Source organism: Peptoniphilus indolicus (genome assembly GCF_900454665.1).
In the GTDB taxonomy this organism is placed as follows: domain Bacteria; phylum Bacillota; class Clostridia; order Tissierellales; family Peptoniphilaceae; genus Peptoniphilus; species Peptoniphilus indolicus.
Window position 1 is genome coordinate 1551805 of sequence record NZ_UGTH01000001.1, and the last position, 16469, is coordinate 1568273.

The window sequence follows — 16469 nt, forward strand, 5'->3', positions numbered from 1 at the left end:
TATCTTTATCCAAGAGAGTCGGGGTTGGTGAGAGCCGATATAAAGTAAGTATGTAATATTCACTCTTGAGCTTAATGGTAGAAATTTTAAGTAGACTGTTACGGCGGCCACCGTTATCTAAGGCAAGGCGTTTATTGACGCTAGTGAGGTAATCTATACATAAAGTTAGATTATAAAATTAGGTGGTACCACGATGCTTCGTCCTATGTAGGACGAAGCTTTTTTTATTATCTAAATTGTATATTGCTGCTGTAAAAATTAAAAATGTATTTTAAAGAGCTTAAGGCCTTAGCTCATACAAAATAAATTTAAACTTAAAATATTTAAGAGTGTATTTTTAGGAGGAAGAAAAAATGAAAAAGTTATTATCGCTATTAGTTCTTTTGTTATTAGTTGGTTGTCAAAGTAGTAAACCGGCTGAGCAAGCTGCAGAGAGTGGAAAAGAAAGTGGAAAGAAAGTAAAAGTTGGAATTGTACAATTTATGGACCACGTATCATTAGATGCGGCAAGAGAAGGATTCGTTGAACAACTTAAAGAGAGTGGAATTGATGCTGAAGTTATTGAGCAATCAGCAAATGGAGATATGTCTCTAACTAACACAATTGCTCAAAGTTTAAAAGCAGATGGCGTGGATTTAATCTATGCAATTGCTACACCGGCTGCTCAAGCTGCAAAAAATACTGTAACAGATATTCCAATTGTTTTTAGTTCAGTAACAGACCCTGTAGGTGCTGAGCTTGTAAAAACTTTTGAAAAACCTGATTCAAATGTAACAGGGGTTTCGGATTATGTAAGCAGTGAAGCTCAAATTGATAGCTTCTTAAAAATATATCCTGATGTAAAAACTTTTGGAGTAATCTATAACACTTCTGAGCAAAATTCTTTAGTGCAAATAGAAGAATTAAAGAACAATTTAGCTAAGAGAGGAATTAAACTTGAAACTGTTGGCGTAAGTGCAGTAACAGATATACCACAAGCAGTTGCTTCAATAGCTCCTAAGATTGATGCATTGTTTGCACTAACTGATAATTTAGTTGCAAATGCAGCTCCTATTGTTTCTGATACTCTTATAAAGAGTAAATTGCCATCATTATCAGCAGAAGAAGGACAAGTTAAAAATGGTCTATTGATGAGCGAGGGAGTTAACTATAAGGAACAAGGAAAGCAAGCGGGTAGAATGGCAGTAAAAATTTTAAATGGAGAACAAGTTGCCAACATTCCTGTTGAATTAAATGAAGTTAATACAAAGCTTGTAAATGTAAAAACCGCTGAAGCATTGGGCGTAGACTTAAATGCAGAGGGTTTTAAAGATGTAGAAAAAATTCAATAATTAATCTTGACTTTAAACCGATATAGTACTATAATTCATATTAATTTAAAAAAGCCTATTGAGGAAAGAAAGAAATACAAGGTTAATCACAGAGAGTCGGACTGAGCTGAGAGTCGATATTAAACGGTATTTTAATACATTCCTCAGGTTATCTATTGAAATAATAGTAAGTAGATACGTGTCTGTCGTTACCAGAAAAGAGATGTAGCAAGTGCTATAATCAGGGTGGTACCGCGGAGTTTAGTCCTTCGCCCCTCATACTAGAGGGGTTGAAGGGCTTTTTTTATTAAGGAGGAGAAAGAGATGAAAAAATTATTATTAGTACTTATCAGTTTGGTGTTAGTGGGTTGTGGAAACACAGCAACAAAGAATTCTAAAGTTGAGAATTCAAACGAAGAAAAAGTTAAAGTTGGAATTATACAATTTGCAGAGCACATTGCACTTGATAGAGCTAGAGAAGGTTTTGTGGAAGAACTTAAAACTTTGGGAGTAGACGCTGATGTTGAAGTTGTAAATGTGCAAGCGGATATGGGACTTATTCCAACAACTGCTAAGAAATTTGAGGGAGATGGAGTAGATTTAATCTATGCGATTGCTACACCAGCAGCACAAGGAGCTCAAAGTGCTGTAAAAGATATTCCGATAATATTCAATGCAGTAACAGACCCTGAAAGCGCAGAACTTGTAGCAAGTAATGAAAAACCGGGTGCAAATGTAACAGGAGTTTCAGATTACTTTTCAGTAGAAACACAATTAAATAAATTTTTAGAAATTTTCCCTGAGACAAAGAGCATAGGAATTCTTTACTCAACAGGAGAAGTAAATTCAGAAGCACAGATAAAAGAAATAAAAAGTTTTGCTGATAAAAAAGGAATAGAGATAGTTGCACAAGGACTTAGTTCAACTAATGATGTTGCTCAAGCTATAAATTCTTTAGTTCCTAAGATTGACGCATACTTTGCAATACAAGATAATTTAGCATCATCAGCAGCAACTACAATTTCAAAAGTATTGATGGAAAATAAAATTCCTTCTCTAGCTGGAGAAGAAGGACCGGTTGAAAATGGAATGTTATTAACTGATGGAATTGATTACAACGTACTTGGAAGAGAAGCCGCTAATATAGCTAAGAAAATAGTAGATGGAGAAAAACCATCTGACATACCGGTGGTATTTTTAAAAGATTCAACAAGAGTGGTTAATAAAAATACAGCAGAAGCCTTAAATATTTCTGATAGAAAAGATTTATTTGAAGGAGCAAAAGAAGTAAGTAATTAAACGGAGGAAAAAATGTTAGAAAGACTATTGCCGGTTGTTACGGCATCTGTAGAAATGGGATTAATATTTGCCCTATTATCAATAGGAGTCGTAATCACATATAAAATTTTAAGAATAGCAGATTTATCGCTTGAAGGTACATTTCCTTTAGGAGCATTCATATTTGCAAAATTTGTAACTCAAGGAATGAATATATATGTTGGAATGGCATTTAGTTTTTTAGGAGGGCTATTGGCAGGTTGGATAACATATTTATTGTATAAAAAGTTAAAAATAGAAGCACTATTAGCAGGTATCTTAACCATGACAATTTTATATTCTGTGAATTTAAAAATAACTGGAAAGGCGAACATACCTCTTATAAACAGCGAAACTATTTTTACAAAATTTCCAAATGTTCCCAAAATAGTGTTACTTGGAATAATAGTAATAATAGTTAAATTGGCCCTTGATTATTTCTTTAAAACAGAAAAAGGATATCTTCTATTTGTAACAGGAGATAACGAATCATTAGTGAAATCATTGGGACAAAACCCAGACTTTTATACAATGTTCGGGCTTATGATTTCAAATGCGATAATAGCCTTTAGTGGAAGTTTAATGGCACAATACAATGGATTTGCAGACGCAGGAATGGGAGCGACAATGATAGTAACAGGACTTGCTTCTATAATAATTGGAGATACTTTTTTAAGAAATTCAAATAAATTGGGAGTTACTACAAGAGCCATTATAGGTGCAATAGCATATAGATTAATAGCAGGACTTGCGCTTTACAAAGGACTTGACCCACAAAGTTTGAAGATGGTAACAGCACTTATTGTAATACTTTTCATTGCATACAATAATACAACAGCAACTTATGGATTAAAATTTATACAAAGTAGGAGGAATAAAAATGCTTAGTATAAGAAATTTGAGCAAAACTTTTTATGCATCAACACCTGAAGAAAATAGGATATTTGATAATTTTTCACTTAATATAGAAGAAAATAAATGTACAACAATTTTGGGACCTAATGGATGTGGAAAGAGCACTTTGTTTAATATGATAAGTGGTGCAATTGATGTTGACAGCGGCAGTATAGATTTAGACGGAGTGGATTTAACAAAACTTTGTGAAAAAGATAGAGCTGTATATATAGGAAAAGTAAGCCAAGACCCGTCAAAAGGAGTTAGCCCATCATTAGATATATTAGAAAACATGGCGCTATCTTTGAAAAAATCTGAGAAATTTTCGTTTGCAAGGCTGTTGAGAAATACAGATGTAAATTTAATAGTAAATAAATTGAAAGAAGTTGACTTAGGACTTGAAAATAAATTGAAAACAAAAGTGAAATTTCTTTCAGGAGGGCAAAGACAATCCCTATCACTTTTGATGGCAACTTTAAAAAAACCATCAGTATTACTACTAGATGAACATACAGCAGCCTTGGACCCTAAGACTTCTAAAATAATAATGGATAAGACAGCAAATCTTATAAAAAGAGAAAAAATCACTACTTTGATGATTACACATAATTTAAAAAATGCTATTGATTATTCTGATAGAATAATTATGCTAAATAAAGGTAAAGTTATATTAGATGTAAAAGCTTCTGAAATAACAGAAGATGAATTAAATAGGAAATATAACGAAAATATAGAAAGAAGCATAGCATAAATAAATATAAATAATAACTAACTCCAGCTAAAACTGGAGTTTTTGGTTGATATGAGGGCTTAATAACGATAAAATATTAACATAAGGGGGTTTATATGATAAAAAATAATAATAATTCACTGTTTGATTTAGATGGTCAACCAAGTTTCAATAGGTCGTTTCCTATAGCTTTGCAACATTTATTGGCTATGATTGTAGGAAATAGTCTTCCGGCACTTGTGCTTGCAAATGCTCTTAAGGGAACACCGCATGAAATAGCTCCAGAACAATCTATCTATATCATACAAGCTGGAATGTTTTTAGCTGCAATAGCTACAATGATACAATTGTATCCTGTTTTAAAATTCGGTGCAAAATTACCGGTGATTATGGGAGTTTCATTTTCTTACATACCTATTTTATTACAAATAGGATTAAAATATGGAATGCCGGCTGTTTTTGGTGCTGAAGTTGTAGGTGGATTGGTAGCTATAATAGTTGGTATGTTAATTGGGAAGATAAGAAAGTTTTTTCCACCTATAGTTAGTGGTACAGTGGTATTGACAATTGGATTGTCACTATATTCTGTTGCAATTGGATACATGGCAGGGGGAAATGGCAATCCTATGTATGGAAGTATTTACAACTGGGGAGTTGCAATTCTGACATTGGTTGTAGTTTTAATCTGTAATATGTATGGAAAGGGGATAATTAAGTTAGCTGCAATTCTAGTGGGAATGTTAGTAGGTTACATAGTTTCTATTATTCTCAATTTAACTATTGCTCCAGGCTTTATTAATTTTACAAATGCACAAAATGCAGCTTGGTTTACATTTCCCAAAATTTTACCTATGGGAATAGAATTTGTACCGTCCGCATTATTTGTGATGTCCATAATGTTTATCGTGAACTCAGTGCAAGCAGTTGGAGATTTATCTTCAACTACTATAGGAGGATTGGACAGAGAAGCTACTGATGTAGAAATCTCAGGAGGAATAACTTCTATGGGGTTATCTTCTATATTAGGTGGATTTATGGGATCTCTTCCTACAGCTACATATTCACAGAATGTTGGTATAGTATCAATGACTAAAGTTGTAGCTAGAAAAGTTTTAGTAATCACTGCTGCAATGATTTTAATAGCAGGTTTTATACCAAAGTTTGGAGGAGTTATGATGTCAATACCTCAATGTGTAATTGGTGGAGCTACTATTTCAGTTTTTGCACAGATAACTATGAATGGTATGAAGCTTATAACTTCTGAAGAACTTTCAGTTAGAAACTCTACTATAGTGGGTTTGGGAATTGCACTTGGAATGGGAGTCAATTCAGTAAAACCGGCAACTGAATTGTTAGAAGCAGCTCATCCTACAATTCATATGATACTAACTTCATCTCCTGTAATTTTGGCTACAATGGTTGTTTTCTTTTTAAATATAATTTTACCTAAGAAGACTATTGAAGAAGAACAGAGAGAAAGAGAAGAAATAGATAAGTGTAATTAATAAATAGTAATTTCCTAAAATAAATAAAAAAGTCGCTTTCAATGATATTTGCAGATTACCAATTAAAAGCAAATATGAACAAATCTAAAAAGGCGATTTTTTTATTACTAAAATTTATTGAGAAATACATTATTATTAAATTAATAATTTTGTTTTATTAAAATGGCTAAAAGCAAACATTTAAATTAGAAAATAGTAATAAGATATGAAAAATAAAGATAAAATTCTAGCATTTAAAATTGAACGCTTTAGTTAACTATGATATACTATTTTTTGATTAAACATGGTATAAGAATACGTTTATTAATCAATAAAAAATTATACCAATAAAAAATTATTTAAATCAACTTGAAAATGCAAAAATTTTATTAAAATTATAAAAAATCTAAATTTATAAAAAAAATTTCTTAAAAAAAGTTGATTTTTAGAAAAAAATATTATAAAATAAACTTAAGAGGAGTGAGAAGTTGAATAAATTAGAAAAAAATCAACTTTTAAAATCCTACATACCTTATGTGGATTTCATGGCAAATGTGACAGGGAAGAAATGTGAAGTAGTGCTTAGGAATTTTCATGAAGGAGAAAGCGATATCATCTATATAGTAAATGGTCATCTTTCAGGCAGAAAAGTGGGTGATTCTGTAACGGGATATGCACTTAAGAAAATAATGAAAGCTGATTATAGAAGTAATAATTATGTTACCAACTATATAATGATAAATGAAATCAACCAAAAAGTTTTCAGAGCTTCAACTTACTACATAAAAGAAGCTGGTGAGTTAATAGGTCTTATAAGTATCAATTATGATCTTACTGATTATTTGAAATTTAGAGATTTCTATAATGAAGCTGTACTATATGGTATAGAGGAGTCACCTGAATCTAATAGTAAGGATTATTTTGGAGATTCATTAGATGATATAACAGAAGCCGTCATACATAATGTACTAATCTACTGGGACAGATCGATACCGATAAGACACATTTATCATGACGAGAATCCAATAAGACAGATGTACAACCTAGGCGTGTTCAAGTACAAAGGTGCTGTGAATAAGGTTGCTGAAATGCTTGACATTTCAATTCAGACAATTTATAGGTATATCAAAAATATTGAGAGCTCTAATGAGCGAGTAAAGAAGGAGAAGTAAATGGAATTTAAAGATTTGATAGGAAAGCTTGATGATTTAAACTTTGAAAATTTATACCAAGATGATTTTTTACTAACTTGGGATAAAAGCGATGAAGAATTGGAAGCTGTATTTGTGGTAGCTGATGCTATTAGAGAATTAAGAGAAAATAATAAATCTGCTAAGATTTTTGATTCTGGATTAGGTATCTCAATTTTCAGAGATAATTCTACAAGAACAAGATTTTCATACGCATCTGCTTGTAACTTATTAGGACTTGAAGTTCAAGATCTTGATGAAAAGAAATCTCAAATAGCTCATGGAGAAACTTTACTTGAAACAGCTAACATGGTTTCCTTTATGGCTGATGTTGTAGGTATCAGAGACGATATGTACATCGGACAAGGACATGAATACCAAGTTGAATTTGCTGAATCAGTTCAAAGAGGATATGAAGAAGGAACACTTAACCAAAGACCTACTTTAGTATCTCTACAATGCGATAGAGATCACCCAACTCAAATGATGGCTGATACACTACACTTCGCAAACTATTTTGATGGACTTGAATCATTAAAAGGTAAGAAAGTAGCTCTTACTTGGGCTTATTCTCCTTCATACGGAAAACCGTTATCTTGCCCACAAGGCGGTATAGCGCTTTGGTCAAGACTTGGTATGGACGTTGTACTTGCTCATCCGGAAGGATATGAAGTAATGGAAGATATCGTTGAAATAGCTAAGAAGAATGCTGAAGAATCAGGCGGATCTTTCACAGTAACTAATGACATGGCTGAGGCTTTTAAAGATGCTGATATAGTATATCCTAAATCTTGGGCACCTTTTGCAGCAATGGAAAAGAGAACTAACCTTTACTCAGCAGGTGACTTTGACGGAATCGATGAATTAGAAAAAGAATTATTAAAACAAAATGCAGAACACAAAGACTGGACAGTAACTGAAGAATTAATGAGCACAACTAAGGATGGAAAAGCTCTTTACTGTCACCCACTTCCAGCTGATATAACTGGTGTATCAACTAAAGAAGGAGAAGTTGAAGCTTCTGTATTCGACAGATATAGAAAAGACCTTTATCAAGAAGCTAGCTACAAACCATATATAATTGCAGCTATGATATTCTTACAAAAGATAAAGAATCCTAAGGCAAAATTAGAAGAACTTTGGAACGCTGATACTCCAAGAATTAACAAATAAGGAGAGTTATAAATATGTTAGATTTTGAAGCAATAAAAGCAAAAGCAAAAGAATACGAACCGGATATGGTAGCTTTCTTAAGAGATTTAATTAGACTTAAGGGAGAATCATGTGAGGAAGGCGATAAAGCTAAGAGAATCAAAGAAGAAATGGAAAAACTTGGATTTGATAAAGCTTGGATCGACGGACAAGGAAATGTTCTTGGTGAAATGGGAACTGGAGAAGTTCAAATAGCATTTGATGGACATATCGATACAGTAGGTATCGGTAACATTGAAAATTGGGAATTTGATCCATATGAAGGATTTGAAGACAAAGACTTAATAGGTGGACGTGGTGGTTCTGACCAATTAGGTGGCCCTGTTTCAGCTGTTTATGGCGCTAAAATCATGAAAGACTTAGGACTTTTAAATGACAAATACAGAGTTCTAGTTACAGGTACAGTTCAAGAAGAAGACTGTGACGGAAATTGCTGGCTATATATGATTGAACAAGAAGGAATCAAACCTGAATTTGTAGTTTCTACAGAACCAACTGATGGTGGTATCTATAGAGGGCAAAGAGGAAGAATGGAAATTAGAGTTGAAGTACAAGGTGTTTCTTGTCACGGCTCTGCTCCAGAAAGAGGAGAAAATGCTATTTACAAAATGGCAGAAATCCTTAAAGAAATCGAACAACTTAATGAAAACCCAGCTGATGATTCAGTAGAAATCAAAGGTCTAGTTAAGATGTTAGATGAAAAATACAATCCTGAATGGAAAGAAGCTAGATTCTTAGGAAGAGGAACAGTAACAACTTCACAAATATTCTTCACATCTCCTTCAAGATGTGCAGTAGCTGACTCTTGTGCAATTTCACTAGACAGAAGAATGACAGCTGGTGAAACTTGGGAATCTTGTATAAAAGAAATTGAAGATTTACCAGCAGCTAAAAAATATAATGCGAAAGTTACTATGTATGATTATGAAAGACCATCTTGGACAGGACTTTCTTACAAACAAGAAGCTTACTTCCCAACTTGGGTAATTCCTGAAGATCACAAAGTTACTAAAGCATTAGAAGAAGCTTATATAGGTCTTTACGGAGATAAGAGAATTGCTCCTCCAATAATTAAAGAAGAAGAAAAGAGAGCTGCAAGACCACTTACAGACAAATGGACTTTCTCTACAAATGGTGTAGCTATAATGGGTCGTCATGGAATTCCAGTAATTGGTTTTGGACCAGGAGCTGAAGATCAAGCGCACGCACCTAACGAAGTTACTTTTAAGCAAGACTTAGTTACATGTGCAGCGACTTATGCAGCGCTTCCTACTATTTATACAAAATAATTGTTAAGGAAATAAACTTTGAGCTCATGAATTTTTACATGAGCTCTTTTACTTAAAAAATAAAGAGGGATATTTTAAATGAAAAAAATAGTTTTAGCACTTGGTGGAAATGCTCTAGGAGATACTCCTGAAGAGCAAAAAGAAGCAGTAAAAAATACAGCAGTTTCAATTGTAGATTTAATCGAAGAAGGCAATGAAGTAATAGTAGCTCATGGAAATGGACCTCAAGTAGGTATGATAAACTTGGCTATGAGCACAGCTAATGCAACAGATAGCTCTGTACCATCTATGCCTTTCCCAGAATGTGGAGCAATGAGCCAAGGATATATAGGATACCATTTACAAAATGCAATTGGAAATGAATTGTCAAAGAGAAATATTAATAAACCTGTAGTTACACTTGTAACTCAAACATTAGTAGATAAAAATGACAAAGCTTTTTCAAATCCTACAAAACCTATAGGAACATTCTATTCAGAAGAAGAAGCGAAAGAACTTGAAGCAACAAAAGGTTACACAATGAAAGAAGATTCAGGAAGAGGATTTAGACGTGTAGTACCTTCACCAAAGCCAATTGATATAGTTGAAAAAGAAGCTGTTGAATCACTAGTTGGTAAAGCGGTTATTATATGCGGCGGTGGCGGCGGAATACCTGTTATAAAAACTGAAAGTGGTTTAGAAGGTGTTGCAGCAGTTATTGATAAAGACTTTACATCAGCTAAGATAGCAGAAGTATTAAATGCTGATTCACTTATAATATTAACAGCTGTTGACAAAGTTGCTATTAACTTTGGAAAAGAAAATGAAAAATGGCTTGATGAACTATCAATTGCAGAAGTTCAAGAATATATTGATGCAAATGAATTTGGTGCTGGCTCAATGCTTCCAAAAGTAGAAGCTGCAGTTGGATTTGTTAAGAGTAAAGAAGGAAGAGAAGCTCTTATTACATCTCTTGAAAAAGCAAAAGCAGCTTTAAAGGGTGAAACAGGAACTAAAATTATCAACAAATAAAAAAATTTTATTAAATTTAAAATAAATGATAAAAAGATAAAATTAATTTGTTATAATAAATGTAACAAGTTAATTTTATGTGATAAAGCGATGTTTTTTAGGAGGCAAACGATGGATAAATTTAATTTAGTTGAATTAGAACTAAATAAAGATGAAGTCAACATAGACTTTGTAAACGATGAAGTGGCAAAAAAAGCAATAGGATTTCATAAGAGCTTTCCACAATATTCTAAAACACCTTTAGTAGAGCTTAAAGATTTAGCAAAAGAAGTTGGAGTTAAATCAATTAATGTAAAAGACGAATCATACAGATTTGGATTAAATGCGTTCAAGGTATTAGGTGGCAGTTTTGCAATAGGGAATTATATTGCTCAAAAACTTGGAATGGACATTAGTGAACTTCCATATGAAAAAATGATTTCAGAAGAAATTAAAGAAAAACTTGGCGATGTAACTTTTGCAACTGCTACTGATGGAAACCACGGAAGAGGTGTGGCTTGGACAGCTAATCAATTAGGGCAAAAGTCTAAAGTGTTTATGCCAAAGGGTTCAGCAAAAGAAAGACTTGAAAATATTAGAAAAGAAAACGCAGATGCTGATATCTATGAATATAACTATGATGAATGTGTAAGACTTGCAGATAAATATGCAAAAGAAAACAATGGAATCATGGTACAAGATACATCTTGGGATGGATATGAAGAAATTCCAACTTGGATTATGCAAGGCTACATGACAATGGCTAAAGAAGCTTATGAAGAATTGAAGGAAAAAGGACAAGAGCCAACTCATATATTCCTTCAAGCTGGAGTAGGTTCAATGTCATCAGCTGTAACAGGATACTTCGCAAATGTTATGAAAGATAACATGCCTGTAATTACAATAGTTGAACCAAATCAAGCAAATTGCTTATTTAGAACAGCTAAAGCAGATGATGGAAAACTTCATATTGTAGAAGGAGATATGGATTCAATTATGGCAGGACTTAACTGTGGTGAACCTGTTACCATTGGATGGCCTGTATTAAAGAAACACGCTAAATTCTACTTGTCAGTAGATGATTTATATGCAGCTCATGGAATGAGACTACTTGGAAACCCACTAGGAAATGATACTAAGGTTATTTCTGGTGAATCAGGAGCAGTTACAGCTGGTGTTGTACACAAGCTTTTGACAGATGAATCATTAAAAGCTGAAAAGGAAAAATTAGGTTTAAATGAAAATTCAGTAGTACTTTGCTTCTCAACAGAAGGAGATACTGATAAAGAAGGATATAGAAGAATAGTTTGGGATGGTCAAAACCCTAGTCTATAAGACTAAATACTTTGTAATTATTTAATGTGAGAACTTGCGCTGTGCGTGAGTTCTCAAAGTAATATTTGTAGGAAAAATTTAGGAATTGTATTTGTAACATTACAAATGTTTTCAGTACATTAAAGTCACAGGAGGATAATTATGAGTGAATTTATGAGACCGATTTCGTTTAAACATCTTATCGAGTGGAGTTTAGAAGAATTTAAAAATCAAGAGACAATCTTCGGAATACACAAAGACAAATTTTATAGGAATACTAGTGGAAATTATTTAAAAACAGTTTTTGGAGATGAAATAGCAAGTGCTGTAGGTCCTGCTGCTGGTCCTCATTCACAATTAGCACAAAACATAATAGCTTCATATTTGACTGGTTCAAGATTTATTGAAGTAAAGACAGTTCAAATAATGGATGGAGAACAAATTCAACAGGCTATAGGAAGACCATGTATTTGGGCTGAAGACGAATGTTATAACTGTGAATGGTCAACAGAGCTTACTGTACAAGAAGCGTTTAATGAATACACAAAGGCTTATTTTGCAATTCAAGTTTTAGCTAAAGAACTTGGAATATCAGATAAAAAAGACTTTATGTATAATATGTCTGTAGGATATGACCTTGAAGGAATCAAATCTGAAAAAGTTGACAATTACATAGAAGGATTAAAAAATGCTTCTAATACAGAAATCTTCAAAGAATGTAAAGAATATTTAAAAGAAAACATAGGACAATTTAAAACATTTACAGTAGATGATGTAGAAAAAATTTCTCCAGAAATCTGTCATTCTATAACACTTTCAACACTTCACGGATGTCCGGCAGTTGAAATAGAAAGCATAGCTAACTATCTGTTAACAGAAAAGAAATTAAATACATTTATAAAATGTAATCCAACACTTTTAGGGTATGATTTTGCAAGAAATACTTTAGATGAAATGGGATTTGATTACATTGCATTTACGGATTTCCATTTTAAAGATGATCTTCAATATGCAGATGCTATAGAAATGTTCAAGAGATTACAAAAACTTGCAAAATCAGAAAATAAAGCATTCGGTTTAAAACTTACAAATACATTCCCTGTTGATGTAAAAAGAAATGAACTTCCATCAGAAGAAATGTATATGTCAGGACGTTCACTATATCCACTAACTGTAAGCTTAGCTGCTAAATTATCTAAAGAATTTGACGGTAAGTTACCTATGTCTTATTCAGGTGGAGCAGATGCATTAAATATAAGAGATTTATTAAAGACAGGTGTTCAACCTATAACAATGGCAACAACAATATTAAAACCAGGTGGATACCCGAGATTTAAACAAATCGCAGAAGCATCAGAAGACCTTTTATCAAAAGAATATAGAGATATCGATGTTGAATATATTACAAGATATGCTAAAGAAGTGGTAGAAAATCCACAAAATAATAAACTATATAGAGAAAAGGTAAAATCAAGAAAAACAGAATCTGAACTTCCTTTAATTGATTGTTTTAAAGCACCTTGTAAAGATGGCGGTTGTCCAATTAACCAACAAATACCTGAGTATTTAAAATTAGTTGCAGAAGAAAGATATGATGAAGCTATGAAAGTCATAGCTAATGACAACACAGCTCCTACAATTTTGGGAACAATATGTGCTCATCACTGTCAAACTCACTGTACAAGAGTGGATTATGAAAAATCACTACAAATTAAAGATATAAAACTTATAGCAGCAAATAATGCACAGGATAAATTTATAGAAGAAATTAAAAAAGTTGATATAAAATCAGATAAGAAAGTAGCAGTAATTGGCGCCGGTCCAGTTGGTATAGCGGCAGCTTCTTATTTGAGAAGAAATGGTGTTGATGTAGTTGTATTTGAAAAACTTTCAAAACCATATGGAATTGTAAGCCATATCATTCCTGAATTTAGAATTTCTGATGAAATGATAGAAAGAGACTTCAGAATTGCTGAAGCTCAAGGGGTTGAATTCAAATTCAATACAGAAGTAACTCAAAGCTATGAAGAGCTTAAAAAAGATTATGATTATGTAATCGTAGCTACAGGAGCATGGGAAAAGGGAACTTCTCCAGTAAAAGAAGGTACTGAAAACATCACTGATGCACTTGATTTCTTATGGAAGATGAGAATGGAAGATGGTTTTGAACTTGGTAAGAAAGTTGCCGTAGTAGGAGCTGGAGACGTTGCTATGGACTGTGTAAGACTTGCTCATAAACAAGGTGTTGAAGCTGTCTTAGTATACAGAAGAACTGAAGCTTATATGCCTGCTACACAAGAAGAAGTTGAAGAAGTTAAAGAAAGCGGAATCCAAATCATGGAACTTACAGCACCTGTAAAATACGATGGAAAGACTTTAACTTGTGAAAAAATGATGCTTGGAGATTTTGACGCATCAGGAAGAAAATCAGTAGTTGGAACTGGAGAATTTATAGACTTAGAATTCGATACTGTAATAGGAGCTACTGGAGCGAAAGTAAATCTTGCACCTTTTAAAGAAAACGGAATAAATATGGATGATAGAGGAAGAATGAAATTACTTCCAACTCTTGAATCTAATATAGAAAATGTATATATCATAGGGGATTGTAAAGAAGGTCCTTCAACAATTGTAAAGGGAATGGGAGATGCTAAGACTGTAGCTCTTGATATTCTTAAAAAAGAGGGATTAGACAATGACTTTGAAAGATTCATCGTACCTGAAAAAGATAAAGTAGTATATGAAAAGAGAGGTATACTTGAAAATATTCTTGAAGGTAACAAAGAAGGTAACCGCTGCTTGAAGTGTGACCAAATTTGTGAAGTTTGTACAGAAGTTTGTCCTAACAGAGCAAATGTTGCAATCAACTTAGAAGGATATGAAAACAAACACCAAATCGTTCATATAGATGGAATGTGTAACGAATGTGGAAACTGTGCTGTATTCTGTCCACACGCTGGAAAGCCATACAAAGATAAGATAACTTTATTCTGGACTAAAGAAGACTTTGAAGATTCAACAAATGTTGGATTCCTAAGAACAGGTGAAAATACATTCCTAGTTAGAGCTGAAAATGGAAATATAATTGAACATGAATTAGGCGATGGAAAGATTTCTGATAACTTAGAAAACTTTATAAAAGGTCTTTTAAAAGAATACGGATATTATTTTGAACCAACAGTTTGTTAATAGGAAACTATTAACAAACAGGTTCTTTAGAGAAAAGGAGTTGCGACAATGATAATAGGTAATGGTAAATTAATTACTAATGATGCTGAAAATAACTTTTACGACAATGGAGCTGTTTTAGTAAGAGGAAACATCATTGAAGAAGTCGGAAATTTTGAAGATTTAAAGAAAGCTTATCCAGAAGAAGAAATAGTAGATGTAAAAGGCAATGTAATAATGCCAGGTATGATTTGTGCTCACTCACATATTTACAGTGCTTATGCAAGAGGTATGGGAGTAAGTAAACCTACAGTTGACTTTTTTACAGTGCTTGAAAATTTATGGTGGGCTCTTGATAAAAAACTTACACTTGAAGATGTCAAGTTAAATGCTTATACAACTTATATCGAATCTATTAGAAACGGTGTAACAACACTTATAGACCACCATGCAGGTCCAAATTCAGTTACAGGTTCATTGTTTACAATAGCTGATGCGGCAAAAGAACTTGGGATAAGAACTTCTTTATGCTATGAAGTTTCAGACAGAGATGGAAAAGAAATAGCATTAAAGGGAATTAAAGAAAATGTAGACTTCATAAAAGCTTGTCAAAAAGATGATAATGGAGATATGATAAAAGGCCTTTTTGGAATGCACGCTTCATTTACAATTTCAGATGACACTCTTTACAAAGCAAGAGAAGCTATGGAAGGTGTATACGATGGATATCATATTCACGTAGCAGAAGGAATTGAAGATGAGTATGACTCACTTAAAAAACATGGTAAGAGAGTTGTAGAAAGACTACACGATTTCGATATTCTTGGCGAAAGAACACTTGCAGTTCACTGTGTACACGCAAACCCAAGAGAAATTGATATAATAAAAGCTACAAACACAAATGTAGTACACAACCCTGAATCAAACATGAACAATGCAGTCGGTTGTCCACCTGTAAAATATATGTTAGATAAGGGAATAGTAGTTGGACTTGGAACAGATGCGTACACAAATGATATGTTTGAATCAATGAAAGTTGCAAATATATTACAAGCACACCACTTATGTGATCCAACAGTAGGATTTATGGAAACTATAAATATGCAGTTTAAAAATAATCCTATAATCTTATCTAAATACTTCAACAGACCATTGGGAGTTATAGAAAAAGGAGCATATGCTGATTTAATCACATTAAAATATGATCCATTAACTCCATTAAATGCAAATTCTTGGTATGGACATTCACTATTTGGATTTAATGGTGGAATAGTACAAGATAACATGATTAATGGTAAGTTCGTAATGAGAGGCAGAGAAATACTAAATGTAGATACTGCTGAAATTATGGCAAAATCAAGAGAAAGAGCCGCTAAAATTTGGCCACAAATGTAATATAAATTAAGATAGCTGTGAGGTTTGCTCACGGCTATTTATTTTGGCTCTATGTCAAACATTGGGGAGGCTCATAAATCGAGCCTCTCATTTTATGTAAAAATCAACACATAGCAGCTAAAATAAGTCCAAAACTAAAATAAAACAAAAACCACTAAAAATAAGCATAGCAAACA

12 protein-coding genes and 2 other annotated features (1 of these 14 running past the window's edge) are annotated in these 16469 nt (G+C 32.9%); all 12 genes read left to right on the forward strand.

All coding sequences use genetic code 11. The features are described from left to right. Nucleotides 1-209: a binding site (T-box leader), on the forward strand; it begins 29 nt to the left of the window's first position. Nucleotides 210-353: 144 nt separating this feature from the next. The 12 genes from DYE58_RS07430 to ssnA all read left to right on the forward strand — a co-directional run bounded on the left by DYE58_RS07430 (nucleotide 354) and on the right by ssnA (nucleotide 16293). Then, nucleotides 354-1331, forward strand: coding sequence for an ABC transporter substrate-binding protein (locus tag DYE58_RS07430; protein WP_004820937.1), 978 nt, complete (start codon nucleotides 354-356; stop codon nucleotides 1329-1331). Nucleotides 1332-1379: 48 nt separating this feature from the next. Continuing rightward, nucleotides 1380-1590, forward strand: a binding site (T-box leader). A 44-nt stretch (nucleotides 1591-1634) separates the two neighbouring features. Next, nucleotides 1635-2609 (forward strand): ABC transporter substrate-binding protein, encoded by a 975-nt coding sequence (locus DYE58_RS07435; RefSeq protein ID WP_004820939.1) that lies wholly within the window; start codon nucleotides 1635-1637, stop codon nucleotides 2607-2609. A gap of 12 nt (nucleotides 2610-2621) precedes the next feature. Continuing rightward, complete coding sequence (locus DYE58_RS07440) at nucleotides 2622-3515, forward strand: ABC transporter permease (RefSeq protein ID WP_004820941.1); 894 nt, start codon at nucleotides 2622-2624, stop codon at nucleotides 3513-3515. Further along, nucleotides 3508-4272, forward strand: a complete 765-nt coding sequence (locus tag DYE58_RS07445) for an ABC transporter ATP-binding protein (RefSeq protein WP_004820942.1) — start codon at nucleotides 3508-3510, stop codon at nucleotides 4270-4272. Before DYE58_RS07440 ends, DYE58_RS07445 begins: the two co-directional genes overlap by 8 nt. 95 nt (nucleotides 4273-4367) lie before the next feature. Continuing rightward, complete coding sequence (locus tag DYE58_RS07450; RefSeq protein WP_004820944.1) at nucleotides 4368-5756, forward strand: uracil-xanthine permease family protein; 1389 nt, start codon at nucleotides 4368-4370, stop codon at nucleotides 5754-5756. A gap of 467 nt (nucleotides 5757-6223) precedes the next feature. After that, nucleotides 6224-6907, forward strand: coding sequence for a helix-turn-helix transcriptional regulator (locus DYE58_RS07455; RefSeq protein ID WP_004820945.1), 684 nt, complete (start codon nucleotides 6224-6226; stop codon nucleotides 6905-6907). Then, nucleotides 6908-8098: a knotted carbamoyltransferase YgeW gene (gene ygeW / locus DYE58_RS07460; protein ID WP_004820948.1), complete on the forward strand. Its 1191-nt coding sequence runs from the start codon at nucleotides 6908-6910 to the stop codon at nucleotides 8096-8098. A 14-nt stretch (nucleotides 8099-8112) separates the two neighbouring features. Beyond that, nucleotides 8113-9426: a YgeY family selenium metabolism-linked hydrolase gene (locus tag DYE58_RS07465; RefSeq protein ID WP_004820949.1), complete on the forward strand. Its 1314-nt coding sequence runs from the start codon at nucleotides 8113-8115 to the stop codon at nucleotides 9424-9426. Between the two features lie 78 nt (nucleotides 9427-9504). After that, nucleotides 9505-10437 (forward strand): carbamate kinase, encoded by a 933-nt coding sequence (gene arcC / locus DYE58_RS07470; protein WP_004820951.1) that lies wholly within the window; start codon nucleotides 9505-9507, stop codon nucleotides 10435-10437. A gap of 111 nt (nucleotides 10438-10548) precedes the next feature. After that, nucleotides 10549-11751 (forward strand): diaminopropionate ammonia-lyase, encoded by a 1203-nt coding sequence (gene dpaL, locus DYE58_RS07475; protein WP_004820953.1) that lies wholly within the window; start codon nucleotides 10549-10551, stop codon nucleotides 11749-11751. Between the two features lie 141 nt (nucleotides 11752-11892). After that, on the forward strand, nucleotides 11893-14919 hold the full coding sequence (ygfK, locus tag DYE58_RS07480) for a putative selenate reductase subunit YgfK (RefSeq protein WP_004820955.1): 3027 nt from the start codon (nucleotides 11893-11895) through the stop codon (nucleotides 14917-14919). 48 nt (nucleotides 14920-14967) lie between these two features. Beyond that, a complete protein-coding gene (gene ssnA / locus DYE58_RS07485; RefSeq protein WP_004820957.1) occupies nucleotides 14968-16293 on the forward strand; it encodes a putative aminohydrolase SsnA in 1326 nt (441 codons plus the stop codon). Nucleotides 16294-16469 lie beyond the last annotated feature (176 nt).